Origin of the sequence: Pseudomonas sp. NBRC 111139, from assembly GCF_001753955.1 — a bacterium.
Taxonomy (GTDB): Bacteria; Pseudomonadota; Gammaproteobacteria; order Pseudomonadales; family Pseudomonadaceae; genus Aquipseudomonas; species Aquipseudomonas alloputida.
In genome coordinates this window covers 155,610-179,844 of record NZ_BCBP01000015.1, presented here as the reverse complement: position 1 = coordinate 179,844, position 24,235 = coordinate 155,610, and the positions used below count along the sequence as shown (strand labels likewise).

Sequence of the window (24,235 nt, the reverse complement as noted above, 5' to 3'; positions counted from 1 at the left end):
GGTTGCCGGCCTGTTGCCGACGCAGAAACTCACTGGGCCAGCGGCAGAACCTGCCAGCGCCCGTCTTGCTGAATCAATTGCCGATCACAATCCGCCTCGAGAGCAGCACTCAACGGCTGGCCAGGCAGAGCCTGAACCACACGCTGGCCCTCGTTGCGCAACTGGCAGACTTGCTGCCAGAGGGCCGCATCGCCACTGTCAGGCATCCAGATGCCGCCAGTTGGCAATACGACCTCCGCTCGCCCCAGTGTGACCAGGGTCTTCAAATCCGTGGAGAAACCAGTGGCCGGGCGCGCCCGGCCAAAGTCGGCGCCGATATCGTCGTAGCGCCCGCCCTGGGCGATCGATTGGCCTTCGCCTGGCACGAACACGGCGAACACCACGCCCGTGTGATAGTGGTAACCACGCAGCTCGCCGAGGTCGAAGTACAGCGGCAGGTCCGGGTAGCGCGACGCCAGGCGATCAGCGATCGCCAGCAGGTCGTCCAGCGCCGCCAGCACGCTGGCCGGGGCGCGACCGAGGCGCACGCGGGCTTCAGCCAGTACTTCACGACCACCGCACAGCTCGACCAGGGCGCGCAGCATGTTGCCCAGGTCTTTCGGCAGGTCGGCGGTCAGCGCCTGCACTTCATCGACAGCCTTGCGTTGCATGGCGTCGAACAGCTGCTGTTCGACCGCGCCAGACAGGCCGGCGGCACGGGCCAGGCCGCGGTAAATACCGACGTGGCCCAGGTCCATGTGCACATCAGGCACATCGGCCAGTTGCAGCGTGGCGAGCATCAGGCTGATGACTTCGACGTCGCTGGTAGGGCTAGCATCGCCGTACAGCTCGGCACCCAGCTGGATCGGGCTGCGCGAGGTGGACAGGGCACGCGGCTGGGCGTGCAGCACGCTGCCGGCATAGCACAGACGGCTCGGGCCCTCACGGCGCAGTGTGTGCGCATCGATACGCGCTACCTGCGGGGTGAAGTCGGCGCGGAAGCCCATCAGGCGGCCGGACTGCGGGTCCACTACCTTGAAGGTGCGCTGATCCAGGTCCTGGCCGGCGCCGGTAAGCAGCGACTCCAGGTACTCGATATGCGGGGTGACGACCAGTTCGTAGCCCCAACTCTGGAACAGGTCCAACACCTGGCGGCGCGCGATTTCGATGCGCGCAGCCTCAGGTGGCAGTACTTCCTCGATGCCATCTGGCAGCAGCCAGCGGTCTACCGTTGCCATTACGCCATTTCCCCTCTGGTCCGGGCGGCTTGCCAGCAGGCAAACCGTCAGAAAAGCCGGTATCGCGCACAGCAGCGGGCAGCACTGATCCCAGCGCAGCCACCGTACCCGACACCCTCAAATTGCCTTGCGAGCTGACCAAACTGTCAACCGGCGCTGTGCCAATCAACCTTGCAGACGCAAAAAAGCCGGGAAATTTCCCGGCTGCCTCATCATACACCCCTTTTCATTCAGGATGCACCCCGCCTGGTGCATTAGCTGCCAGGCGGGGTGCCGCTGCATGAAAATCAGGGCCTGAGCATCACGGTCTGCTCTTGTCCAGGTAACGGAAGAATTCGTTCTTCGGGTCCAGGACCATCACGTCGCTCTTGCTCGAGAAGCTCTCGCGGTATGCCTGCAGGCTACGGTGGAACGCATAGAAATCAGCGTCCTGGCTGTAAGCCTTGGCATAGATAGCGGCCGCTTGGGCATCGCCATCACCACGGGTTTCTTCTGCTTCGCGATAAGCCTCGGCCAGCAGCACACGGCGCTGACGGTCAGCATCGGCACGGATACCCTCAGCCAGCTCGTTACCCTTGGCACGGTGCTCGCGGGCTTCACGCTCACGCTCGGTGCTCATGCGGTCGAACACGCTGCGGTTGACTTCCTTCGGCAGGTCGATGGCCTTGACGCGCACGTCGACCACCTCGATGCCCAGTTCCTTGCTCGCCATGCGGTTCAGCGATGCAGTGATGTCAGCCATCAGTGCATCACGTTCACCGGAAACCACTTCGTGCAGGGTACGTTTACCGAACTGGTCGCGCAGGCCACTTTCCAGACGACGCGACAGACGCTCGTCGGCGATCTGCTTCATGCCGGACGTGGCGGTGTAGAAGCGTTCAGCGTCCTTGACGCGCCACTTGGCGTAGGCGTCGACCATCACCGCTTTCTTTTCCAGGGTCAGGAACCGCTGGGTAGGCGCGTCGAGTGTCATCAGCCGGGCGTCGAACCTGCGCACCTGGTTCACGTACGGAATCTTCACGTGCAGGCCTGGCTGAACATCCGCCTGGACCACCTTACCGAAACGCAGCAGTACCGCCCGCTCGGTCTGGGACACGATGTAGAAGCTGTTCCAGGCCACAATGGCCAGGACCACGGCGGCGATCAGGGCGATCAGCGATCTATTGCTCATCAGCGGCTCTCCCTAGTACGCAGCGGCTGCTGTTGCTGTTGCATGTCCTGCGCGGCACGAGCGGCCGCATCGTTAGCCGATGGCGACGCGCTGGTGGTTGGCACGGACGGCTTGCGGCTGCCTTCGACCATCTTGTCCAGCGGCAGGTAGAGCAGGTTGCTCTGCCCGTCCTTGGTTGCCACCATGACCTTGCTCGAGTTGCTGTAGACCTCTTGCATGGTCTCCAGATACAGACGCTCACGGGTTACGTCAGGTGCCTTGCGGTACTCGGCAAGCAGCTTGGTGAAGCGGTCTGCCTCACCCTTGGCGCGGGCAATGACTTCGTCGCGGTAACCATTGGCATCCTCGATGATGCGCTGGGCCTGACCACGGGCTTCCGGCACCACGCCATTGGCATAGGACTCGGCCTGGTTGCGGGCACGCTGCTCGTCTTCGCGGGCGCGGATCACGTCGTCGAAGGCTTCCTGCACTTCACGCGGGGCTGCCGCGCTCTGTACGTTGACCTGGGTAACGGTGATACCGGTGCGGTAGTTGTCGAGGAAGCGCTGCAGGCGTTCGCGGATATCCACGGCCATCTGCTCACGACCTTCGGTCAACACCTGGTCCATCGAAGTGGAACCCACCACGTGGCGCAGGGCGCTGTCGGTCGCGTGCTGCAAGCTCACCTCAGGCTGGTCGACGTTGAGCACGAAGTCCTGCAGGTTGCTGATCTTGTACTGGACGGTCAGCGGCACCTCGACGATGTTCTCGTCTTCGGTCAGCATCTGGCCCTGCTTGGTGTAGGCACGCTCACGCGTGACGTTTTCCATGTACTTGCGATCAATCGGCGGGAAGTAGATGTTCAGGCCGGGACCGACCGTCTCATAGTACTTGCCGAAGCGCAGCACAACCGCCTGCTCCTGCTCGTCGACCACATACACGGCGCTGTACAGCCAGATTGCAGCCAGCACCGCCAGGCCGATGCCCAGCAGGCCCAGGCCACCGCCCTTGCCGACATTGCGATCACCGCCGCCACGTTTCTTGCTGCCGCCGAACATGCCATTCAGGCTGTCCTGCAGTTTGCGGAAGGCCTCGTCCAGATCCGGTGGACCTTTCTTGTCACCACCGCCGCCACCGCCACCGCGGCGGCCGCCCCAGGGATCCTGATTGTTCGAGTTGCCACCCGGCTCGTTCCAAGCCATAGCGCTCTCCATCTGATAAAGCAAAGACGCGCCCACGGCGCGCCGTCCAATGCTACAGAATGCCTGTCACTGCTGCCCGGCGACCTCGACGAGCATTTATTGCAAAGTGTGTTGCTGGACAAACACTTGCGGCTCCATGCCTTCGCGGCTGACCAGGCGATTCAGTTCGACCATGGGCAGTCGCACGCTCAGCAGGCTGCGCCCTTCTTCATCATGCTCTTCACTCTGCACGGCACCCAAGGCAAAGAATTGCGCGCGCAAGCGGGCAAAACGCTGCTCCAGGCACAGGGTACCGACAAACAGATCATCCCCCAGCAACTCGGCAACCGCCTGGCCAACCAGCTCCAGGCCACGCCCATCGCGTGCCGATACCCAGACCCGTTCCGGCTTGCCATCGGCATTGCGCTGGATCTGTGGCTCGACATCTTCGAGCAAGTCGAGTTTGTTGTACACCTCCAGGATCGGCAACCCCTCGGCACCAATCTCACCCAACACCGCCAGCACCTGCTCGATCTGCTCCATGCGCTCTGGCTCATGGGCGTCGATCACATGCAGCAGCAGGTCGGAGTTGCTCGACTCTTCGAGCGTAGCCCGAAATGCCTCGACCAGCTTGTGCGGCAGGTGGCGAATGAAGCCTACGGTGTCGGCCAGCACGATCGGCCCCAGGTCGTTGAGCTCGAGCCGGCGCAGGGTCGGGTCGAGGGTGGCGAACAACTGGTCCGCGGCATACACCTCGGATTCGGTCAGGGCGTTGAACAGCGTGGACTTGCCGGCGTTGGTATAACCCACCAGCGACACCGAGGGGATATCCGCGCGCTTGCGCCCGCGACGCGCCTGCTCACGCTGGCTGCGCACTTTCTCCAGGCGTGACTTGATCTGGCGTATACGCACCCGCAACAGGCGGCGGTCGGTTTCCAGCTGGGTTTCACCCGGGCCGCGCAGGCCGATACCACCTTTTTGTCGCTCAAGGTGAGTCCAGCCGCGCACCAGCCGCGTGCTCATGTGCTCCAGCTGGGCCAGTTCGACCTGCAGCTTGCCTTCATGGGTACGCGCCCGTTGGGCGAAGATATCGAGGATCAGCCCGGTACGGTCGAGCACACGACACTCGAACACACGTTCAAGGTTGCGCTCCTGACTGGGCGTGAGGGTGTGATTGAAAATCACCAGGTCTACCTGTTCGGCATGGACCAGGTCGTGCAACTCTTCGACCTTGCCACTGCCAATCAGGTATTTGGCGGAAGGCTGATGCCTTGTCACCGTGACCAGCGAGACGATGTCGGCACCGGCCGACAATGCCAACTCCTGAAACTCCTGCGGGTCTTCGCGCGCCTCAGGGTTCTGACCTTCCAAGTGAACGAGCAACGCCCGCTCACCACCACCGTGGCGCTCAAAGAACAATGCAGGCTCCTATCAGGCGTTGCCTGGCTCGCTGTCGCCGTGCTCGCTGTCGGTCGGGCTTGGCAGGCGGACCGGACGGGCCGGAACTACGGTCGAGATGGCGTGCTTGTAGACCATCTGGCTGACGGTGTTCTTCAGCAATACCACGAACTGGTCGAACGATTCGATCGAGCCCTGCAGTTTGATACCGTTGACCAGGTAAATGGATACCGGGACCTTTTCTTTTCTCAAGGTATTCAAGTAAGGGTCTTGTAGCGAATGCCCTTTTGACATATGCCGCACTCCTGTAAGGATAAATAATAGAAAATCAATAAAAACGATAAATTAGGCCGCCCCTTCGCAAGAATAGACGGCAATCAGCAGGGACTCAGCTCAATATGGAGATGGCCCCAAGGTATTTCAAGGTGCGGGACAGATTGTCGCAGGCCAGGCTGTCAAGCCAGTGCACGTCAGGCCAGCCACGCAACCAGGTGAACTGCCGCTTGGCCAGCTGCCGGGTAGCAATGATACCGCGTTCACGCATCTCATTCTCAGTCAGCTTGCCATCCAGGTAATCCCACACTTGCCGATAACCCACTGCCCGTATAGACGGCAGCCCGGCGTGCAAGTCACTTCTGGCTCGCAGCGATCGGACCTCGTCAACGAAGCCCTGTTCCAGCATCTGCGAAAATCGTAACGCAATTCGCTGATGCAAAATGTGACGATCTGTAGGAGCAATCGCCAAACTGGCGACAGTATAGGGCAAATGTCCGCCGGCGCCTGCGTCTGCGCCGCGACTTTCCGCGAATTGACGCCGACGATGAGCTGTCATGCTCTCGCCGCTCACCCGGTACACCTCCAAGGCCCGGATCAACCGCTGCGGGTCATTGGGGTGGATACGTGCCGCGGACTCCGGGTCGACTTCGGCCAACTGGCGGTGCAGCTCGGCCAGGCCCAGGGCTTCAGCCTGCGCTTCCAGCTCGGCGCGCACCGCCGCATCGGCGGCCGGCATATCGGCCAGGCCATCGATCAACGCCTTGTAATAGAGCATGGTGCCGCCGACCAGCAGCGGGATCTTGCCGCGCGCGGTGATCTCGGCCATGGCCTCCAGCGCGTCGGTACGGAACTGCGCGGCGGAATAGCTCTGCGCCGGGTCGCGAATGTCTATCAGCCGGTGCGGGTGCGCAGCGAGGACTTCTTTCGACGGCTTGGCCGAACCGATATCCATGCCACGGTACACAAGTGCCGAATCGACGCTGATCAGTTCACACGGCAGCACCGTGGTCAGTTCGATGGCAAGGTCGGTCTTGCCGGCCGCCGTCGGACCCATCAGGAATATTGCAGGGGGCTTGCCGCTCATTTCATCGACCGCGCAGGAAAAGTTTGTCCAGATCGTCCAGGCCCATCTGAGTCCAGGTAGGACGGCCATGGTTGCACTGGCCGCTGCGCTCGGTGTTTTCCATGTCGCGCAGCAGGGCGTTCATCTCGGGAATTGCCAGGCGCCGGTTGGCGCGCACGGCACCGTGGCAGGCCATGGTACCGAGCAGTTCGTTGAGGTGCGCCTGAATGCGATCACTGGTGCCGTACTCCATAAGGTCGGCAAGCACGTCCTGCACCAGGCGGTTGGCTTCAGCCTGCTTGAGCAAGGCCGGGATCTGGCGAATCGCCAGGGTCTCAGGGCCCAGGCGCTGCAATTCGAAGCCCAGCCGCTGAAACCACTGTGCATGCTCTTCGGCACAGTCGGCTTCACGCTGGCTAAGGGCCAGGGTCTCCGGCACCAGCAGCGGCTGGCCACTCAGGCCCTCGCTGGCCATGGCCACCTTGAGGCGCTCGTACATTATCCGCTCGTGGGCGGCGTGCATGTCCACCAGCACCAGGCCAACAGCGTTCTCGGCCAGGATGTAGATACCCTTGAGCTGCGCCAGGGCATAGCCTAGCGGGGGAATGTCGCCCTGGCTTTCGGGCAGTGCCGTCGCAGGCGCTGCACCGGTTTCCAGCGGCTTATAGAACTCGCGGTACACCGCCTGTGCCTCTGCGGCCGGCAGCGGCTGTGAGGGACGTGGGGTGTATTGATACTGGTAACCGGCGCCACTGCCACCATTGGAAAACGACTGTTGTGGGGCTCGAGGCTGTTCAAGCACCGGCGAGGCCAGGCGCATTTCACCCTGGGGCCCGAACTCACCGGCCTGCTGGCCCGTGGGCCGAACCAGCTCAGGTACGGCAGCAGGTGCGGCCAGCTGGTCTTCCGGACGTACATCGGCCAAGGCACGGTGCAAGGTGCCATACAGGAAGTCATGCACCGAGCGCCCTTCACGGAACCGTACTTCATGCTTGGTAGGGTGCACGTTCACATCGACGCCGTTGGGCTCCAGCTCCAGGAACAGCACGAACGTGGGGTGGCGGCCGTTGAACAGCACGTCCCGGTAGGCCTGACGCACGGCATGGGCGACCAGTTTGTCGCGCACTGCCCGGCCATTGACGAAGAAGTACTGCAGGTCCGCCTGGCTGCGCGAGAACGTCGGCAAGCCGACCCAGCCCCAAAGGCGCAGGCCGTTGCGCTCGACGTCGATCGGCAGTGCTTGCTCCATGAAGCCCGGGCCGCAGATGGCACCCACCCGCCGTGCACGGGCGGTTTCGTCGTGGGCCTCGTGCAGGCTGAGGATGCTCTTGCCATTGTGGCGCAGGTGGAAGCCGACATCGAAACGGGCCAGCGCCAGCCGCCGGATCACTTCCTGCAAGTGATCGAATTCGGTTTTCTCGGCTTTGAGGAACTTGCGCCTGGCCGGGGTATTGAAGAACAAATCGCGCACTTCCACCGAGGTACCGACCGGGTGCGCCGCCGGCTGCACGCGCGGCGTCATGTCACGGCCTTCGGTTTCGACTTGCCAGGCCTCACTGGCACTGGCGGTACGCGAGGTCAGGGTCAGGCGCGCCACCGAACTGATCGAGGCCAAGGCCTCGCCACGGAAGCCCAGGCTCAATACCCCTTCAAGGTCTTCCAGCTCGCGGATCTTGCTGGTGGCGTGTCGGGCCAGGGCCAGCGGCAGGTCGTCGGCAGAAATACCGCTGCCATCGTCCCGCACCTTCAGCAGTTTGACGCCGCCCTGCTCGACTTCGATATCGATGCGCCGGGCACCGGAGTCCAGGCTGTTTTCCAGCAGTTCCTTGGCTACAGACGCCGGCCGCTCGACAACCTCGCCGGCGGCAATCTGGTTGGCCAGCCGCGGGCTGAGCAGCTGAATTCGCGAACCGCCACTCATCATTGCGCGGCCAAGGTTGTGGCGGGTACATCGAGGCGCTGACCAACCTTCAGCTCATCGGTCTTCAGGCTGTTGATGCTGCGCAGGCTGGCCACGCTGACCTGGTAACGCACGGCGAGCATCGCCAGGGTTTCGCCAGGGCGCACGGTGTGTTCACGCGGGCCGGCGGCGATCTTGCCGGTGTCACGCAGCCAGGCAATGTAGGTGCCAGGTGGTGGGTTCTGCTGGAAGTACTGGTGCACCCCAGTGCGGATCGACCGGGCCAGCGCCTGCTGGTGGCTGGAGGAGGCTAGTTTGGCTGCTTCGTTGTTGTTCGAGATGAACCCGGTTTCAACGAGGATCGACGGAATATCCGGCGACTTCAGCACCATGAACCCGGCCTGTTCCACACGCTGCTTGTGCAACGAAGTGACACGCCCCATGTTGCCCAATACCTTTTGCCCCACGTTGAGGCTGGAGCTGAGCGTAGCGGTCATCGACAGATCAAGCAGCACGCCCGCGAGCATGCGGTCCTTGTCGTCGAGGCTGACATTACCCGCACCGCCGATCAGGTCAGAACGGTTTTCCGTGTCGGCCAGCCAGCGCGCCGTCTCGGAGGTGGCGCCACGATCGGACAGGGCGAACACCGAGGCGCCAAAGGCTGCGCGCGACGGGGCCGCGTCGGCGTGAATCGAAATGAACAGGTCGGCGCCTTTCTTGCGGGCGATTTCCGTACGCTTGCGCAGCGGGATGAAGTAATCACCGGTGCGGGTCAGCTCTGCACGGAAACCTTTTTCGCTGTTGATCTGACGCTGCAGCTCCTTGGCGATCTGCAACACGATGTCTTTTTCGTGCTGGCCACGCGAGCCGGAAGCGCCAGGGTCTTCGCCGCCGTGCCCGGCATCGATGGCAACCACGATGTCACGCTTGCCACTGGGTACCGGTGGCAGCTTGATCGCCGGCTGGGTCGGCGTCACTGGCACCGCGGGCGTTGTCGCAGGCGTTTGTACCGGGGCCGGCGCAGGTGGCGGCGTGCTGGCCGCGATAGCGTCAGCCTCCTGGTCATACAGGTCGACCACCAAGCGGTTGCCGTACTGTGCGTTGGGCGCCAGGGTGAAGCTTTTCGGGGTAACCGACTTTTTCAGGTCGACCACAACCCGAAGGTCGGTTGGCGTACGCTGAGCCGAACGCACACTGCTTATCGGCGTGTTGGAGGTGGCCACATTCAGTGGCGCGGCCAGTGTTGCGCCATTGATGTCGATGACCAGGCGATCGGGTGCGCTCAGGGTGAAGACACTATGCTGCACGGGGCCAGACAGGTCGAAGACCAGCCGCGTGTTGTCCGGTGCGCGCCACAGGCGCATGCTCTTGACTTGAGTGACGGCCAGAGCCTCAACGGTCACCGTTGTCAGCAGCAGCCCAACGATGGCGACCAGTGCGCGTATGCGCATACCTACCCCACTTACTGTTTATAGTGTTCGGCCAGTGCCACGCACCAGGCCTCGCCGCGAGCCCCCTGCGGCGAAAGGTTCAGCGAGCGTCCACTCGCTTGGGGGCTTATGGTAATGGTCAGGTCAGGCTTTGGCAAAACGCCCGCACCCTTTTGTGGCCATTCGAACAGGCACAGCGGGTCGCCCTCGAAATAGTCACGAATGCCCATGAACTCAAGCTCCTCCGGGTCGACCAGGCGATACAGGTCGAAGTGAAAGGCTCGGACCTCGCCGATTTCATAGGGTTCGACCACGGTGAACGTCGGGCTTTTCACAGCCCCAGTATGGCCCAGACCGCGGATCAGGCCACGCGACAGGGTTGTTTTACCCGCGCCCAGGTCGCCCTCAAGGAAAATCACGCCGCGACCGCCGGTCACCTCGGCCAGTGCTGCACCGAATTTGACCGTGGCCTCTTCATCGGCCAGAAACAGATTTAAGCCAGACACGCAGAATGCTCCTCCAACAACTCACGAATGACCGGCGCCAGATCACTGGCCGCCAGGCCTCTACCTTTTTTCCCAAGGCGCTCGCCGGCACAGGCGTGCAGCCACACCCCCAGACAGGCTGCGCCCCAGGCATCCAGGCCTTGGGCCAACAGGGCTGCCAGCACGCCAGTCAGCACATCGCCCAGGCCGGCGCCGGCCATCGCCGGGTGCCCGCGCTCGCACAACGCCAGCTGCCCGCTCGGGGCTGCCACCAGTGTGCCAGCCCCTTTGAGTACACAGACGCTGTTATAACGCCGCGCCAGCTTGCGCGCAGCGCCAGGGCGGTCGGCCTGCACGGCCTCAGTGGCAATGCCCAGCAGCCGCGCCGCCTCCCCCGGGTGCGGAGTAAGGATGCTGCCACTGGGCAGGGCCAGCGGGGTTCGCGCCAGCAAATTCAAGGCATCGGCATCCCACACTTGCGGCCGCTCGGCGTTGGCCACCGCCGACAACAGGCTGCAGCCCCACGCCGCCTGCCCCAGGCCGGGCCCGACCACCAGGACCGAGGCGCGCTCCAGCACACCCATCAGTTGGTTGGCCGAACGGACACCCAGGCACATGACCTCGGGCAGGCGCGCCAGGCTGGCCGACACGTGCTCGGGCCGGGTTGCCACGCTGACCAGCCCGGCACCGCAACGCAGGGCGGCTTCGGCACTGAGCAACACAGCGCCTCCGGTACCCAGGTCGCCACCGACCACCAGTACATGGCCGAAGTCGCCTTTGTGGGCATGCGCCTGCCGCGCCGACAGGCGGGCAACCGTCACGCTGCTGAGCAATTGTGGGGCATTACTGGGGTGTTTGGTCTGCGGCATGGGGTCAAAGGCTCCAATGTCTGGCAGAATTATACGCACCTGAGCCCGTATTGCCTTGCCCATCCATGTCCGCCTCTATACCTGACCTCGCCCAACTGGCCCAATCGATCAAGATTTGGGGCCAGGAACTCGGTTTTGCCCATGTTGGCATCGCCGGGGTCGACCTTGGCGAACACGAACACCACCTGCAGCGTTGGCTCGACGCCGGTTATCAGGGTGAAATGGAATACCTGGGCGCCCACGGCAGCAAAAGGTCACATCCCGACCAGCTGATCCCCGGCACGGTACGCGTGGTCTCGCTACGTATGGACTACCTGCCCGGCGACACGCAGATGGCGCAGCGCCTTGCCCAGCCCGAGAAGGCCTACGTGTCACGCTACGCGCTTGGCCGGGACTACCACAAGCTGGTGCGCAAGCGCGTGCAGTTCCTCGCCGACCGCATCCAGGAAGCCATCGGCCCGTTCGGCTACCGCGCCTTTGTGGACAGCGCCCCGGTACTGGAAAAAGCCCTGGCCGAACAGGCTGGGCTGGGCTGGATCGGCAAGAACACGCTATTGCTCAACCGCAAGGCGGGTAGCTACTTCTTCCTTGCCGAACTGTTCGTCGACCTGCCGTTGCCGGTGGACGAAGCCACCACCAGCGAGCACTGCGGGCGTTGCCAGGCCTGCCTGGACATCTGCCCGACACAAGCGTTTGTCGGGCCCTATGTGCTGGATGCGCGACGCTGCATCTCATACCTGACCATCGAGCTGAGGGGCGCGATCCCTGTCGAGTTACGCGCAAAGATGGGCAACCGCGTGTTCGGTTGCGACGACTGCCAGATCGTCTGCCCCTGGAACCGCTTTGCCAAGCACAGCCAGGAGCAGGATTTCCAGCCACGGCATGGGCTGGAAAATACCGACCTGGCGGCGATGTTCCTGTGGGATGAACGCACCTTCCTGCGCAAGACCGAGGGCGGGCCTTTGCGGCGGGCGGGGTACGAGCGGTTCTTGCGCAACCTGGCGGTGGGGTTGGGCAATGCGCCCTCCACGATTCCGGTGATCGAGGCGCTGAAGGCCAGGCGTGACGATGAATCGGAATTGGTGCGCGAGCATGTGGAGTGGGCGCTGGCCCGTCACGGAGCTCAATAGCGACCAGCCTCAGAGCATGCGCCATCCTTGTGGGAGCGGGCGCGCCCGCGAAGCAGGCAACACAGGGAATGGCACCGGCTTCGCCGGTGTTCGCGGGCACGCCCGCTCCCACATGGGCCATGTTGCGCTTGTAAATTGCGTCACTGCTGGTCGTTGTAGTGGAACTTGGGCATTTCCCAGTGGAAGCGTATCGCCAACAGGCGCACCAGGAAGCCGCCAAACAGAGTCAGCAACATCGCCTGCTCCGCCGGCACCTTGAAATACACGCATCCCAGATAGAACCAGGCCGCCGCAAATGACACACTGGCATACAGCTCACGGCGGAACACCAGCGGGATGTCGTTGCAGAAGATATCCCGCAGGATCCCGCCAAACACCCCAGTGATCACCCCGCTGATCGACGCCACCAGCATGCCCTGCCCCATCTCCAGCGCCGTCATGCAACCTATCAGGGTAAACGCCACCAGCCCCAGGGCATCAAGCACCAGGAACAGCGAGCGGAGGCGGCGCATCATTGGCGCAATGAAAATGGTCAGCAGCGCCGCAAAACTGGTCAGCACCAGGTACTCAGGGTGCTTCACCCAGGTCAGCGGGTAGTGCCCGAGCAGCACATCACGCACCGAGCCACCCCCAAGCGCAGTGACGCAGGCGATCAGCACCACGCCAAACCAGTCCATGCCGCGACGCCCGGCAGACAGCGCGCCAGTCATGGCTTCGGCGGTAATGGCGATAAGGTAGAGCATCAACAACATGGTGCGGGTCCGTGCGGGAAAGGCGCGCAGTCTAACCAGTTGCCCAAGGCACCAAAAGGGGGCGCAGAAACAATATCTGCGCCGTTTCGACTCACAGCTTGATGAAGTGCTCGCGATAGTGACGCAGTTCGGCGATCGATTCGCGGATATCGTCCAGCGCCAGGTGGGTATTGCCCTTCTTGAAGCTGTCACGCACGTCCGGCGCCCAGCGCGCGGCCAGCTCCTTGAGGGTGGAGACATCCAGGTTGCGGTAGTGGAAGTAGTTTTCCAGGTTGCGCATGTGGCGGTAGAGGAAACGACGATCCTGGCAGATGCTGTTGCCGCAGATCGGCGACTTGCCCTTAGGCACCCACTGCTCGAGGAAGGCGATGGCCTGTGCCTCGGCTTCGGCCATGCTGACTTTGCTCTCGCGCACGCGCTGGGTCAGCCCCGAAGCGCCATGGGTGCGGGTGTTCCACTCGTCCATGCGCGCCAGCACTTCGTCACTGTGGTGGATGGCGATCACCGGGCCTTCGGCCAAGGTATTGAGCTCGCTGTCGGTGACGATGGTGGCCATTTCGATGATGACGTCGCTGTCCGGATCCAGGCCGGTCATTTCCAGGTCGATCCAGATCAGGTTCTGTGGGTTTTGCATGCAGGGGCTCCTCATATAGGCGGTCATATTAGCCTAGTGGCCAAGGCACGCCCATTCACGGCACAAAGGTGAGCAGAATAGTCCAGCGGCTGGCGTGCTAAACTGCCTGCCGTTTTCAATGCCCCACGCCGGGCCTCTCTTACGGTACCTTCATGGCCAAACGCCAGCTCAATCGCCGCCAAAACTGGCGGATCGAAAAAATCCAGGGCGAGCGCGCCGCTCGCGCGGCCAAACGCGAGCAGCATGCACTGCAGGAACTGGAAGGTGGCGACCTGGGGCCGGAGCAACTGGGCCTGGTGATCGCGCACTTCGGCGTGCAGGTAGAAGTTGAAGCTCAGGATGGCGAAACCGCAGGCCAGGTGTTCCGCTGCCATTTGCGCGCAAACCTGCCAGCACTGGTCACCGGCGACCGTGTCGTGTGGCGTGCGGGTAACCAGGGCATCGGCGTAATCGTGGCGCAGATGCCGCGCAGCACCGAGCTGTGCCGGCCGAACAACCATGGTCAACTCAAGCCGGTGGCAGCCAACGTCGACCTGATCGTGATCGTGTTCGCCCCGGCGCCGGAGCCGCATCCGAACCTGATCGACCGCTATCTGGTAGCGGCCGAGCACGCCGGCCTGCGCCCGCTGCTGCTGCTGAACAAAGCCGACCTGATCAACGACGAGAACGGCCCCGGCCTGCATGCGCTGCTGGAGGTTTACCGCGAACTGGGCTACCCGCTGCTGGAAGTTTCGGCACACCACGGCGACGGCATGCAGCGCCTGCAGCAACAACTCGACGGCCATATCAGCGTGTTCGTCGGCCAGTCGGGGGTGGGCAAGTCGTCGCTGGTCAACAGCCTGCTGCCAGACGCTGGCACCCGCGTCGGCGACTTGTCGGAATGGTCAGGCCAGGGTACCCACACCACCACCACGGCGCGGCTTTACCACTTCCCCAACGGCGGGGACCTGATCGACTCGCCGGGTATCCGCGAGTTCGGCCTTGGCCATGTCAGCCGCGACGACGTGGAGGATGGCTTCATCGAGTTCCGCGACCTGTTCGGCACCTGCCGCTTCCGCGACTGCAAGCATGACCGCGAACCGGGCTGCGCCCTGCTCAAGGCGCTGGAAGAGGGGCGCATCAAGCCGCAGCGCATGAACAGCTACCGCTCGATCATCGCCAGCCTGGCAGAAGACAGCTACTGAAACGCTCGAAATGAAAGTTGCCGCGCCCCCTTGTAGGAGCGGGTTTACCCGCGAATACGGTGGCGACTGCAACGGTGAACGGCGGGTGGAAATTGGCCAGCAGGTCCGGCCCTTTCGCGGGTGAACCCGCTCCTACGACGGCCTGCGCCCAATCACCGATGCGTATGTAGGAGCGGCTTTAGCCGCGAACACCGGCAACGCCGGTGCCATTCACCGCACTGGCGGCTTCGCGGGTAAACCCGCTCCTACAGTGATCGCGCCAACGTTCAGGTGGTGGGTAGCACAGTTGCCCACCCCAAAAAGCCGCTTACTGATCCTTGGCTTCATCCATCTTCAGCGTGCCATCTTCAAAGATGTTCAGCTTCTGGCGCAGCTCGCGCGGTTGCATCGGTGCCTGTTCAGTTGCCCCTGGGTCAGCCGGTGCCGAAGCCCCTGGCGCAGCACCACTGGCTGGCGCTGCAGGTGCCGTTGGCGCAGCTGGCGGTGTTTCCGGCGCACCCTGCTCACCTTCGATATTGCGCTGGGCTTTCTTGGTCAGCACGATGATGTCGATACGGCGGTTGACCGGGTTGAACGGGTCCTTGCGGTCGAACAGTGACGACGAGGCGTACCCCACGACCCGTGCCACCTGGCCGTCGGGGTAACCACCCGCCACCAGGGCACGCCGCGCGGCGTTGGCGCGGTTGGCCGACAGCTCCCAGTTACCGTACTCGCCAGTGCCAGCATACGGCTTGGCATCGGTATGGCCGCTGATGCTGATCTTGTTCGGCACCGCCTTGATGGTGTCGGCCATGGCCAGCAGGATATCTTCGAAGTAAGGCTGCAGGCGCGCGCTACCGATGTCGAACATCGGTCGGTTCTCAGCATCCATGATCTGGATGCGCAGGCCGTCCTGGGTGATCTCGAACAGGATCTGGTCCTTGAACTTCTGCAGCTGCGGGTTCTCTTCCACCTTGTTCTGCAGTTCCTGCAGCAACAGCTCCAGACGCTCGCGCTCGACCTGCTCGGCCATGGTCTCGACCTGGTCCTTGTTCAGCTGAGTGGGGGACTGCTGCGTCGGCTCGGTCTTCACTTCCGGATTGATGGTTTTGTCCGGCGCCATCTCCGGGGAACCCCCCAGGTCGATGACATAAGGCGTGCCACTCTCGGAGAAACCAATAGGGTCCTGGAAGTAGCCGGCAATGGCGATCTTCTGCTCAGGCGTGGCCGTGGACAACAGCCACAGCACCAGGAAGAACGCCATCATCGCCGTGGCGAAGTCGGCAAAGGCGATTTTCCAGGCGCCACCATGGTGGCCGCCGCCAAAGCGCTTGACGCGCTTGACGATGATGGGCTGATTGTTCTCCATGACTCAGCGACCGCGAACCGCTTGTTCCAGTTCGGCGAAGCTTGGGCGGTGCTTGGGGTACAGCACCTTGCGCCCGAACTCGACCGCCAGCGAAGGTGGCATGCCCGACGCCGAGGCCACCAGCGAAGCCTTGATCGATTCGTAGAGGTTCAGTTCTTCCTTGGCATCGTGCTCCAGGCACTTGGCCAAAGGGCCGAAGAACCCGTAAGCCGCCAGAATACCGAAGAAGGTACCCACCAGCGCCGCACCTACGTGCATGCCGATAGCCGCCTGATCGCCATCGCCCAGCGAGGCCATGGTCACCACGATACCCAGTACCGCCGCAACGATACCGAACCCGGGCATACCGTCGGCGATGCCGGTCACCGCGTGGGACGGGTGCTCCAGCTCTTCCTTCATGCTCAGCAGTTCCATGTCGAACAGGCCCTCGAGTTCGTGCGGGGCCATGTTGCCGGTGGACATGATGCGCAGGTAATCGCAGACGAAGGCGGTCATGCGCTCATCGGCCAGTACCGTCGGGTACTTGGCGAAGATCGGGCTGGCTGCGGCGTCCTCGATGTCGGCCTCGATGGCCATCATGCCTTCGCGACGGCTCTTGTTGAGGATTTCGTAAACGAGGCCCAGCACCTCCAGGTAGAAGGCATGGCTGAAGCGCGAGCCGAACATCTTCATCGACTTCTTGATGACGTGCATGGTCATGTGGCCAGGGTTGGCCTGCAGGAATGCACCAAAGGCCGCACCGCCGATGATCAGTACTTCGAACGGCTGGATCAGCGCTGCGATCTTGCCGTGGGAGAGCACGTAGCCGCCGAGCACGCTCGCGAATACGACGATGATGCCGATAATTTTAGCCATAGGTTCAAAGCACTTGCTGTCGTGGTCAGGGGAAGAGACGGGAGCTTTAAAACTCTTCTTCTACTTATCGGCAGAACTGCGCCAGACTATAGCCACTCAATGCGAAAAGCCAGTTCGGACTGATGTCAAAATGCCAATTGAAACCAAGGTGCCCACTCAGGCCCCGCGTACGCTAGAGGCCTGGGTAAAGCTGCTCGAGAGTGTTCGCATCCCCGTGCCGAAGCACAGCTACGACCGGGTCATGGCTGCCATCCACGATAGCCGTCGCTCGCTGCGCGATATCGCCGAACTGATGCAGGATAGCCCGGCACTGGTGCTGTCAGTGATGCGCGAAGCCAATCACCCCACCAATGCCAGCCTTGCCGAACCCGCCGAAAGCCTGGAGGTCGCTCTCAACCGCCTGGGCCTGGAGCGCAGCGAGCAGCTTCTCAAACGCCTGCCGGCGCTGCCCGTGGAGGAAATTCCGCCGGTACTGTGCCAGTTCCAGATGATCAGCCAGCATGCGGCACAGCAGGCCAGCGGCCTGTTCGCCAGCCGCCTGGCACGGCTGTGGCAAGAGATTCACTGGGGCAGCCTGCTGTTCCTGTCGCCACTCTGGCCACTGGCACTGGCCTACCCCAAGCTGCTCGACACTTGGGAGCTGCGGGTTATCCACAAAGGTGAAGACGCCGCCCACGTCGAGGAAGAACTGTTTGGCGTGCGCATCATGGCGCTGTGCCAGACCATGGCCGAGTATTGGCGCCTGCCCCAGTGGGTCACCCAGGGTTATCGACTGCTGCTGGAAGAGCGCGAGCAACTGGCCCAGGTGCTGAATATCGCCCGCGACGAAGACCTGCTCAGCCAGCAACACCGCCTGGACGCCGAGCCCGGCCTGCGGCGCTGGTTCAACCAGCCGGCCAATACCGTACTGCTGGCCAACAACCTGGCCCTGGCGGCACAGGTCGGCTGGGACAACCCGCACCTGCTGCGCTGGCAACTGCTGACCGCGCTGTACCTGCAAACCTCGCTGGAAGATGTGCAGCAGCAGGTGCACCAGCAGGCTGCCGCCAGCGCCCGCCGCCACGCTCGGCATGCCCTGTTCCACCCGGCCGAGGCCTTGATCTGGCCGTGGCACCAACGCCGCCCTCACCCGGACATGCTGGCCCCGCCACCGCCCAGCAGCGACGACCTGGCACGCTGGCGCACGCTGTGCCAGCACCTGCTGGCCCAACCCAGCCCGTTCACCAACACCGTGCACCTGGCCACGCAGGCTCGTGAGGCCCTGCTGGCCTGCGGCATGCAACGCATCATGCTGCTTAGCCTGGACAAGGCCAGTGACTACCTGCGCGTGCAGCAAATTGCCGGCCTGCCCAAGGAGGCCGGGGCTCTGGCCCTGCAGGTATCGCAGAACAAGCTGCTGCAAAAGCTGCTGAGCCAGGCCGGGCAGTTGCGCATCACACCGGAAAACCACAGCCAGTTCTCGGCGCTGTTGCCCGCCCCGCTGCGCACCTTGTTCCGCAGCGAACATGTACTGCTTCGCTCGCTGGCTGCGAACGACCAGGTGCTGATGCTGTTGGTGGCCGACCAGGGCTGCCGGCCTTTGGCCGATATCAGCGTGCAAGCCTTCGGTAAGACCGCGCAATGCATCGAGCGGGCCTTGTCGGTGTTTACCAACCGCAAGGGTTGAGCCTTGCGCTACAATCGCCCCTCTTTCCACACTGGAGACCGTGGATGACCGACTTTTCCGGCCTGCCCCTGGTGATCGAAGCTGCAGACCTGCTGCCACGCCTGGATTCGCCGCAGCTGATCCTGGTCGACCTGAGCAGCGCCAACCGCTATGTCAGCGGGCATATCCCCGGCGCGCGCTTTGTCGAAGGCAAGCGCACCCAGCTCGGCCAGCCCCCGGCGCCCGGCCTGCTGCCAGCCCTGGGCGAGCTCGAAAAACTGTTCAGCGAACTCGGCCACCGCGCCGATGCCGTGTATGTGGTGTACGACGATGAAGGCGGCGGCTGGGCCGGGCGCTTCATCTGGCTGCTCGATGTCATCGGCCACAAGCGCTACCACTACCTCAATGGCGGTATCCAGGCCTGGCCGGCAGACAAGCTGTCCACTGAAGTGCCTGCCATTGGCAACGCCCCGGTGCACCTGCACATAGACAGCGCACCCACTGCCACCCGCGAGTACCTGCAAAGCCGCCTGGGCGCCGATGACCTGGTCATCTGGGACGCGCGCGGCCCGCAGGAATTCAACGGCGAAAAAGTGCTGGCAGCCAAAGGCGGCCACATCCCCGGCGCAATCAACTTCGAGTGGACCGCCGGCATGGACCTCAACGACCACCTGCGCATTCGCCAGGACATCAAACAAGTCCTCGAGCAACTGGGCATCACCCCTGACAAGGAGGTGATCACCCACTGCCAGACCCACCGCCGCTCCGGTTTCACTTACCTGGTGGCCAAGGCCCTCGGCTACCCACGTGTCAAGGCCTACGCCGGCTCGTGGAGCGAATGGGGCAACCACCCGGACACGCCTGTAGAAGTCTAAGGAACCTGCATGAAATCCCGTCTGTTCATCATCAGCCAGTACCTGCTGCCGCACCACCTGCTGTCGCGGCTGGCCGGCTGCATCGCCGAGTGCCGCGTGCGCTGGTTCAAGAACGCCTTCACCGCATGGTTCGCCAAGCGCTACCAGGTGAACATGAGCGAGGCGCTGGTCGAAGACCTGAGCGCTTACGAGCACTTCAATGCGTTCTTCACCCGCGCCTTGAAACCTGGTGCCCGTCCGCTGGACGAATCCCCGGGCGCCATCCTGTGCCCGGCCGACGGTGCGGTCAGCCAGCTTGGCCCTATCGAGCACGGTCGTATCTTCCAGGCCAAAGGCCACGGTTTCAGCGCGCAAGAGCTGCTGGGCGGTGATCCGGCCATGGCCGCGCCGTTCATGGGCGGCGAGTTTGCCACCATCTACCTTTCGCCCAAGGACTACCACCGCGTGCACATGCCGCTGGCCGGCACCCTGCGCGAAATGGTCTATGTGCCGGGCCGCCTGTTCTCGGTCAACCAGACCACCGCAGAGAATGTCCCCGAGCTGTTCGCTCGCAACGAGCGTGTGGTCTGCCTGTTCGATACAGAGCGTGGGCCAATGGCTGTGGTACTGGTCGGCGCGATGATCGTCGCTTCGATCGAAACGGTATGGGCCGGGCTGGTCACACCGCCCAAACGTGAGCTGAAGACCTTCCGCTACGACGAAGCCAGCCGCACGCCGATCCACCTGGAGAAAGGTGCCGAACTAGGCCGCTTCAAGCTGGGTTCGACCGCCATCGTGCTGTTCGGGCCGGAGCAGGTGAAGTGGGCTGAGAGCCTGGGTGCGGGTTCTGCAGTGCGCATGGGGCAGCAGCTGGCGGCGCCTGCGCAGGCTTGATTCGAGCCATATGAAAAAGGCCCTGCATAGGCAGGGCCTTTTTCGTTGGGCCGTCATGCGGCCCCAGATTTACGGATCAGCCGCGGGCGTCGCGGTCACGCAGGCCCAGCAGATACAGCACCCCATCCAGCCCCAAGGTGGAAATCGCCTGCTTGGCCGACTGGCGCACCAGCGGCTTGGCACGAAACGCCACGCCCAAACCGGCCAGCGACAGCATCGGCAGGTCATTGGCACCATCGCCCACGGCGATGGTCTGCTCCAGTTGCAAGCCTTCGTCACTGGCCAGCTTCTTCAACAAATCGGCCTTGCGCTGGGCATCGACAATCGGCTCAACAGCCACGCCCGTCACCTTGCCATCGACCACTTCAAGTTCGTTGGCGAACACATAGTCGATACCCAGGCGCGCCTGCACCTGACGAGCGAAATAGGTAAAGCCACCGGACAGAATCGCGGTCTTGTATCCCAGGCGCTTGAGCTCGGCAAACAGGTTCTCGGCACCCTCGGTCAGGCGCAGCGATGCCCCGATCTCGTCCAGTACCCCCACATCCAGGCCCTTGAGCAGCGCCATGCGCTCTTTGAAGCTGGCGCGGAAGTCCAGTTCACCGCGCATGGCGCGCTCGGTGATCGCCGCCACCTGCTCACCCACACCCGCCGCCTTGGCCAGTTCGTCGATGACTTCGGCCTCGATCAGCGTGGAGTCCATGTCGAACACCGCCAGGCGGCGGTTACGGCGGAACAGATCGTCCTTCTGGAAGGCAATGTCGACGCTCAGCTCTTCAGCCAGAGCAAAGAAGTCGGCACGCAGGGCCTGGGCATCGCTCGGCACACCGCGCACGGAGATCTCGACGGCTGCCTTACCCTTGTCGGTTTCGGCATCCAGTGCCACCCGGGCCGACAGGCGCTCGATACGCTCGATGGTCAGGCCGTACTGGCTGATCACCGCACTCACCCGCTGCAGTTGCTCGGGAGTAATCTTACGGCTGAGCAGGGTAACGATGTGGCGCGCTTCGCCATGCCCATCAGCCCAATGCTGGTAGTCCGCCTCGGAAATCGGCGTGTAACGGGCCTGCAGGTTCAGTTCGTGGGCTTTAGCCTGCACGCTTTGCAACAGCGCGGTAGCCACTTCGTTGTCCGGGATGTCGACCAGGATGCCAAACGACAAGGTGCCGTGCATGACCGCCAGGCCGATGTCGAGGATACTCACACCGCCCTGTAGCAGGACGCCGGTGATAGCCGCAGTGAGACCGGGACGGTCCTCACCGGTGATGTTGATCAGGACGATTTCGCGCACAACCTGGCTCCGACTTCGATGAAAAATGCGCATTCTACCGATTTTCCATGACCATCGGGCGCCAACGATACTTTGCCGACAAAACCCGGCTCGCTATACTCCCCCCACTTTCATGCCATTAAGAGCCGAGCTCTGTGAACCGGCCCACGCCAGTCAAACCAGACAATTTCTTCCTGATGATCTATCGCGCCCTGAGTCAACGTCGCGTGCCGCTGGCACTGCGCATCGCCTGCACCAACATTTTCCTGGTGGCGCTGGCGCTGGTGATCTACGCCTGCGTGATGGGCCTGCAGTTCAAGCAGGCCATGCATGAGCAGGCCGATGCCTTGGGCCAGAGCCTGACCACCCAGACGGCCACATCGGCCACCGAGCTGCTGGTGTCCAATGACATCCTCAGCCTCAACGTGCTATTGGGCAACCTGGTTAAAAACCCGCTGGTGGCCCATGCCGCAATCTACAGCGTGGATAACCGCATCCTCGCCGAAGCGGGCCAGCGCCCGCGCAACAGCCTGCTGGGCGAGGCCGAAGGCCTGTACCAGACCAAAATCACGTTCCAGGACGTGACGGCCGGGCAGCTGCGCATCAGCCTGGACATGAGCCAGTTCCAGCAACCGATGCTGATCAGCCTGCAGAGCATGGGCATTCTGGCCGCTATCCTGCTGGCCCTGGCCTTGGCCCTCAGCTTGCGTCAGGGCCGCTTCATCACCCTGCCACTGCTGCAACTGCGGGTATGGCTGCGCGACCCGCAGCCCTATACCCCGGCCACCGACCGCCAGGACGAAATTGGCGACATCGCCCGCCAGTTGCATGCACGCCTGGCCCCGCCTCCGCCCCCGGAGCCGGAGCCTGAGGAAGAAGACGACGAGCAGTTCGACGACCTGCCCGCCGCTGCCCCGGCACCCAAGGCCGTACCGCGCGCCAAGGCTGCCCTGGAAGACGAGGATGACGACGAGGCCTTCGCCGGCCTGCTGGACGACGACACTGCATCCAAGGCCGCCGCAGAGGTCGAGTCCGACGAGCCGCAGTACAGCGCCGTACTTGCCGTGCAGCTGGGCTCGCAGGAGCAACTGCGTCGCCTGCCACGCACACGCCTGGCCGAGCTGACCGAGCGCTACCGCGATTGCCTGGAGCACGCAGCCTCGCTCTACGACGGTGAAACCCACACGCTGAACGACGGCAGCACCTTGGTGCTGTTCCACAGCCGCGAGTGTGGCGAGGACTACCTGACCAACGCCATTTGCTGTGGCGAACTGTTGCGCGCCCTGGGCCACGCCCTGCAGATCGAGGTAGCCGACAGCGGCATTACCCTGCAACTGCAGCTAGGCCTGGTCTTGGGCAACGACCTGCATGGGCTGGAACTGGTTGACCTGTTGATGGCCGAGAAGGTCCAGGATGCCCTGGCACTGTCGCAGCACAGCCGTAACCTGTTGCTGGTAGAGCGGCAGATCAACGATGACGCCCTCATTCGCCAGCGTGCGCGTATTCGCCCGATCGCCAGCCCCGAAGGCGCCTGCTGTGTGGAGCGACTGATGGAGCCCTACCCGTCAATGCTGGAACGGCAACTGGCACGCATGCATGAGCACCGCGCCTGACAGGCATACGCTGCATCTACAGCGCATGTCTTGAGCCAGGCTCGTTTCCTTGCGATCACGTGCCTGGCGCAAGATCCAGCCAATAGCGCCCCCGGTAGGAGCGGGTTTACCCGCGAATACGGTGGCGGCGGCAACGGTGAACGGCGGGTGGAAATTGGCCAGCAGGGCCTGCCTCTTCGCGGGTAAACCCGCTCCTACGAAGACCGGCAGATACAAAAAAGCCCGCAGCGAATGCGGGCTTTGTCGTATCTGGCCGTTTGATCAGAACCGATAAACTTCCATATCGGTGCGAATCGGCGAGGCCATCGGGATTTTGGGTTTCTCCGGCCCCTTCTTCACCTGCGTCGGTGCAGCGGGCTTTTTCGGTGCTTCTTCGGCAATCGCCGGCTGGTTGGCCAGCGGCTTCACCGCCGTGCTCAGCTGTTCCGCCAGCTTCTGCAGCAGTTGGCCCTGAGCCTGCACCTGCGACGACTCACTGCCCTCGTGCTGCTGCTCGAGGTGAATGATACGGTTGTCACGCACACGGCCACGGCGGTCAAGCAGACGCCACTGGGCATCCAGGATGGCCGGCTGGTTCTTGCCCGAATCCAGGCGTGTAATCGACAACAGCACTTGCACGTCCGGGCTGAAGCCTGCGGTCGCCGGGGCCAGTACTACGCGTTGGCTGTCCAGGCGCCAGGCCAGTTGACGCACCAGCAGCTGGTCGATATCCGATGAAAGGCTGCCAGCCCAACGACCGTCGGTCGCCGCGCTCAGGCTGCCATCAGGTTGACGCTGCAGAAACGTCTCACGCTGAAGGTAATCGGCCACCGATACCGGGCCGAGTACCACGGCCATGCCCGCACTCTGCGACGGCTGGCCAGGATCACCACTGTCGAGCTGATACAGGGCAACCGGCTGATGCATGGTGCACCCGCCAAGGCCCAGCAGGCCAGTCATCAACAGCGCAAATGGAAGGCGCAGAAATTTCATCATCCCATCCAGGCGGCTGCCACAAGGCACACCGCAGTGATACATGTAGATTCAAACGGGCACACGGCCACGCCGGCACCGCAAGGGGCATATCATCCGCGAAATAACCGTCCGA

Annotated in this window: 22 protein-coding genes; 6 read left to right on the top strand and 16 right to left on the bottom strand. The window is 63.1% G+C overall.

From position 1 onward, the window contains the following. Window positions 1–29: 29 nt before the first annotated feature. The 10 genes from BJQ17_RS01730 to BJQ17_RS01685 form a co-directional block, all read right to left on the bottom strand. Window positions 30–1,217 (bottom strand): ATP phosphoribosyltransferase regulatory subunit, encoded by a 1,188-nt coding sequence (locus BJQ17_RS01730; protein ID WP_003249540.1) that lies wholly within the window; start codon window positions 1,215–1,217, stop codon window positions 30–32. 301 nt (window positions 1,218–1,518) lie between these two features. Next, complete coding sequence (gene hflC / locus BJQ17_RS01725) at window positions 1,519–2,388, bottom strand: protease modulator HflC (RefSeq protein WP_003249538.1); 870 nt, start codon at window positions 2,386–2,388, stop codon at window positions 1,519–1,521. After that, complete coding sequence (gene hflK, locus BJQ17_RS01720) at window positions 2,388–3,569, bottom strand: FtsH protease activity modulator HflK (RefSeq protein ID WP_003249536.1); 1,182 nt, start codon at window positions 3,567–3,569, stop codon at window positions 2,388–2,390. Before hflK ends, hflC begins: the two co-directional genes overlap by 1 nt. A gap of 96 nt (window positions 3,570–3,665) precedes the next feature. After that, the gene (hflX, locus tag BJQ17_RS01715; RefSeq protein WP_003249534.1) at window positions 3,666–4,967 is read right to left on the bottom strand and encodes a ribosome rescue GTPase HflX; all 1,302 of its coding nucleotides are present in this window, start codon (window positions 4,965–4,967) and stop codon (window positions 3,666–3,668) included. A gap of 12 nt (window positions 4,968–4,979) precedes the next feature. Continuing rightward, window positions 4,980–5,240 (bottom strand): RNA chaperone Hfq, encoded by a 261-nt coding sequence (gene hfq, locus BJQ17_RS01710; RefSeq protein WP_003249532.1) that lies wholly within the window; start codon window positions 5,238–5,240, stop codon window positions 4,980–4,982. Window positions 5,241–5,334: 94 nt separating this feature from the next. Continuing rightward, on the bottom strand, window positions 5,335–6,306 hold the full coding sequence (gene miaA / locus BJQ17_RS01705) for a tRNA (adenosine(37)-N6)-dimethylallyltransferase MiaA (RefSeq protein WP_004577530.1): 972 nt from the start codon (window positions 6,304–6,306) through the stop codon (window positions 5,335–5,337). 1 nt (window position 6,307) lies between these two features. Next, entirely contained in the window at window positions 6,308–8,206 is a 1,899-nt protein-coding gene (gene mutL / locus BJQ17_RS01700; protein WP_004577531.1) for a DNA mismatch repair endonuclease MutL, read from the bottom strand. Further along, the gene (locus tag BJQ17_RS01695; RefSeq protein WP_003249525.1) at window positions 8,206–9,636 is read right to left on the bottom strand and encodes an N-acetylmuramoyl-L-alanine amidase; all 1,431 of its coding nucleotides are present in this window, start codon (window positions 9,634–9,636) and stop codon (window positions 8,206–8,208) included. Before BJQ17_RS01695 ends, mutL begins: the two co-directional genes overlap by 1 nt. 11 nt (window positions 9,637–9,647) lie before the next feature. Next, window positions 9,648–10,121 carry a tRNA (adenosine(37)-N6)-threonylcarbamoyltransferase complex ATPase subunit type 1 TsaE gene (gene tsaE, locus BJQ17_RS01690; RefSeq protein WP_003249523.1) on the bottom strand — a complete coding sequence of 158 codons (474 nt, stop codon included), beginning with the start codon at window positions 10,119–10,121 and terminating at the stop codon, window positions 9,648–9,650. Beyond that, window positions 10,109–10,969, bottom strand: coding sequence for an NAD(P)H-hydrate dehydratase (locus BJQ17_RS01685; RefSeq protein WP_004577533.1), 861 nt, complete (start codon window positions 10,967–10,969; stop codon window positions 10,109–10,111). Before BJQ17_RS01685 ends, tsaE begins: the two co-directional genes overlap by 13 nt. A gap of 65 nt (window positions 10,970–11,034) precedes the next feature. Here BJQ17_RS01685 and queG point away from each other — a divergent pair, with 65 nt between their 5' ends. Further along, window positions 11,035–12,099 carry a tRNA epoxyqueuosine(34) reductase QueG gene (gene queG / locus BJQ17_RS01680; RefSeq protein ID WP_004577534.1) on the top strand — a complete coding sequence of 355 codons (1,065 nt, stop codon included), beginning with the start codon at window positions 11,035–11,037 and terminating at the stop codon, window positions 12,097–12,099. Between the two features lie 140 nt (window positions 12,100–12,239). Here the strand turns inward: queG and BJQ17_RS01675 are convergent, their stop codons facing one another. Both BJQ17_RS01675 and orn read right to left on the bottom strand, forming a co-directional pair. After that, on the bottom strand, window positions 12,240–12,851 hold the full coding sequence (locus BJQ17_RS01675; RefSeq protein ID WP_003249516.1) for a trimeric intracellular cation channel family protein: 612 nt from the start codon (window positions 12,849–12,851) through the stop codon (window positions 12,240–12,242). 91 nt (window positions 12,852–12,942) lie between these two features. Next, window positions 12,943–13,485: an oligoribonuclease gene (orn, locus tag BJQ17_RS01670; RefSeq protein WP_070095412.1), complete on the bottom strand. Its 543-nt coding sequence runs from the start codon at window positions 13,483–13,485 to the stop codon at window positions 12,943–12,945. A gap of 152 nt (window positions 13,486–13,637) precedes the next feature. Here orn and rsgA point away from each other — a divergent pair, with 152 nt between their 5' ends. Continuing rightward, window positions 13,638–14,669, top strand: coding sequence for a small ribosomal subunit biogenesis GTPase RsgA (rsgA, locus tag BJQ17_RS01665; protein ID WP_003249512.1), 1,032 nt, complete (start codon window positions 13,638–13,640; stop codon window positions 14,667–14,669). A 307-nt stretch (window positions 14,670–14,976) separates the two neighbouring features. Here the strand turns inward: rsgA and motB are convergent, their stop codons facing one another. Together motB and motA are read right to left on the bottom strand one after the other, a co-directional pair. Beyond that, a complete protein-coding gene (gene motB, locus BJQ17_RS01660) occupies window positions 14,977–16,017 on the bottom strand; it encodes a flagellar motor protein MotB (protein ID WP_003249509.1) in 1,041 nt (346 codons plus the stop codon). A 3-nt stretch (window positions 16,018–16,020) separates the two neighbouring features. Then, window positions 16,021–16,872: a flagellar motor stator protein MotA gene (gene motA / locus BJQ17_RS01655; protein ID WP_003249507.1), complete on the bottom strand. Its 852-nt coding sequence runs from the start codon at window positions 16,870–16,872 to the stop codon at window positions 16,021–16,023. A 130-nt stretch (window positions 16,873–17,002) separates the two neighbouring features. Here motA and BJQ17_RS01650 point away from each other — a divergent pair, with 130 nt between their 5' ends. The 3 genes from BJQ17_RS01650 to asd are packed head-to-tail and all read left to right on the top strand — an operon-like array spanning window position 17,003 to window position 20,265. Continuing rightward, on the top strand, window positions 17,003–18,538 hold the full coding sequence (locus BJQ17_RS01650) for an HDOD domain-containing protein (RefSeq protein WP_003249505.1): 1,536 nt from the start codon (window positions 17,003–17,005) through the stop codon (window positions 18,536–18,538). 44 nt (window positions 18,539–18,582) lie between these two features. Continuing rightward, window positions 18,583–19,392, top strand: coding sequence for a rhodanese-like domain-containing protein (locus BJQ17_RS31960; RefSeq protein WP_070095411.1), 810 nt, complete (start codon window positions 18,583–18,585; stop codon window positions 19,390–19,392). Between the two features lie 9 nt (window positions 19,393–19,401). Beyond that, complete coding sequence (asd, locus tag BJQ17_RS31955; RefSeq protein ID WP_070095410.1) at window positions 19,402–20,265, top strand: archaetidylserine decarboxylase; 864 nt, start codon at window positions 19,402–19,404, stop codon at window positions 20,263–20,265. A gap of 76 nt (window positions 20,266–20,341) precedes the next feature. Here the strand turns inward: asd and serB are convergent, their stop codons facing one another. Then, window positions 20,342–21,556, bottom strand: coding sequence for a phosphoserine phosphatase SerB (serB, locus tag BJQ17_RS01635; RefSeq protein WP_003249498.1), 1,215 nt, complete (start codon window positions 21,554–21,556; stop codon window positions 20,342–20,344). A 134-nt stretch (window positions 21,557–21,690) separates the two neighbouring features. Between serB and BJQ17_RS01630 the strand changes: the two genes are divergently transcribed. Beyond that, on the top strand, window positions 21,691–23,148 hold the full coding sequence (locus tag BJQ17_RS01630) for an AhpA/YtjB family protein (RefSeq protein ID WP_070095409.1): 1,458 nt from the start codon (window positions 21,691–21,693) through the stop codon (window positions 23,146–23,148). Window positions 23,149–23,409: 261 nt separating this feature from the next. On the opposite strand, the gene BJQ17_RS01625 is transcribed toward BJQ17_RS01630, so the two are convergent. After that, the gene (locus tag BJQ17_RS01625; protein ID WP_003249494.1) at window positions 23,410–24,120 is read right to left on the bottom strand and encodes a membrane integrity-associated transporter subunit PqiC; all 711 of its coding nucleotides are present in this window, start codon (window positions 24,118–24,120) and stop codon (window positions 23,410–23,412) included. Window positions 24,121–24,235 lie beyond the last annotated feature (115 nt).

Coding starts and splice junctions, on each gene's coding strand:
- BJQ17_RS01730 (WP_003249540.1), bottom strand. CDS start 1,217: ATGGCAACGGTAGACCGCTGGCTGCTGCCAGATGGCATCGAGGAAGTA.
- hflC (WP_003249538.1), bottom strand. CDS start 2,388: ATGAGCAATAGATCGCTGATCGCCCTGATCGCCGCCGTGGTCCTGGCC.
- hflK (WP_003249536.1), bottom strand. CDS start 3,569: ATGGCTTGGAACGAGCCGGGTGGCAACTCGAACAATCAGGATCCCTGG.
- hfq (WP_003249532.1), bottom strand. CDS start 5,240: ATGTCAAAAGGGCATTCGCTACAAGACCCTTACTTGAATACCTTGAGA.
- miaA (WP_004577530.1), bottom strand. CDS start 6,306: ATGAGCGGCAAGCCCCCTGCAATATTCCTGATGGGTCCGACGGCGGCC.
- mutL (WP_004577531.1), bottom strand. CDS start 8,206: ATGAGTGGCGGTTCGCGAATTCAGCTGCTCAGCCCGCGGCTGGCCAAC.
- BJQ17_RS01695 (WP_003249525.1), bottom strand. CDS start 9,636: ATGCGCATACGCGCACTGGTCGCCATCGTTGGGCTGCTGCTGACAACG.
- BJQ17_RS01685 (WP_004577533.1), bottom strand. CDS start 10,969: ATGCCGCAGACCAAACACCCCAGTAATGCCCCACAATTGCTCAGCAGC.
- queG (WP_004577534.1), top strand. CDS start 11,035: ATGTCCGCCTCTATACCTGACCTCGCCCAACTGGCCCAATCGATCAAG.
- BJQ17_RS01675 (WP_003249516.1), bottom strand. CDS start 12,851: ATGTTGTTGATGCTCTACCTTATCGCCATTACCGCCGAAGCCATGACT.
- orn (WP_070095412.1), bottom strand. CDS start 13,485: ATGCAAAACCCACAGAACCTGATCTGGATCGACCTGGAAATGACCGGC.
- rsgA (WP_003249512.1), top strand. CDS start 13,638: ATGGCCAAACGCCAGCTCAATCGCCGCCAAAACTGGCGGATCGAAAAA.
- motB (WP_003249509.1), bottom strand. CDS start 16,017: ATGGAGAACAATCAGCCCATCATCGTCAAGCGCGTCAAGCGCTTTGGC.
- motA (WP_003249507.1), bottom strand. CDS start 16,872: ATGGCTAAAATTATCGGCATCATCGTCGTATTCGCGAGCGTGCTCGGC.
- BJQ17_RS01650 (WP_003249505.1), top strand. CDS start 17,003: ATGCCAATTGAAACCAAGGTGCCCACTCAGGCCCCGCGTACGCTAGAG.
- BJQ17_RS31960 (WP_070095411.1), top strand. CDS start 18,583: ATGACCGACTTTTCCGGCCTGCCCCTGGTGATCGAAGCTGCAGACCTG.
- asd (WP_070095410.1), top strand. CDS start 19,402: ATGAAATCCCGTCTGTTCATCATCAGCCAGTACCTGCTGCCGCACCAC.
- BJQ17_RS01625 (WP_003249494.1), bottom strand. CDS start 24,120: ATGAAATTTCTGCGCCTTCCATTTGCGCTGTTGATGACTGGCCTGCTG.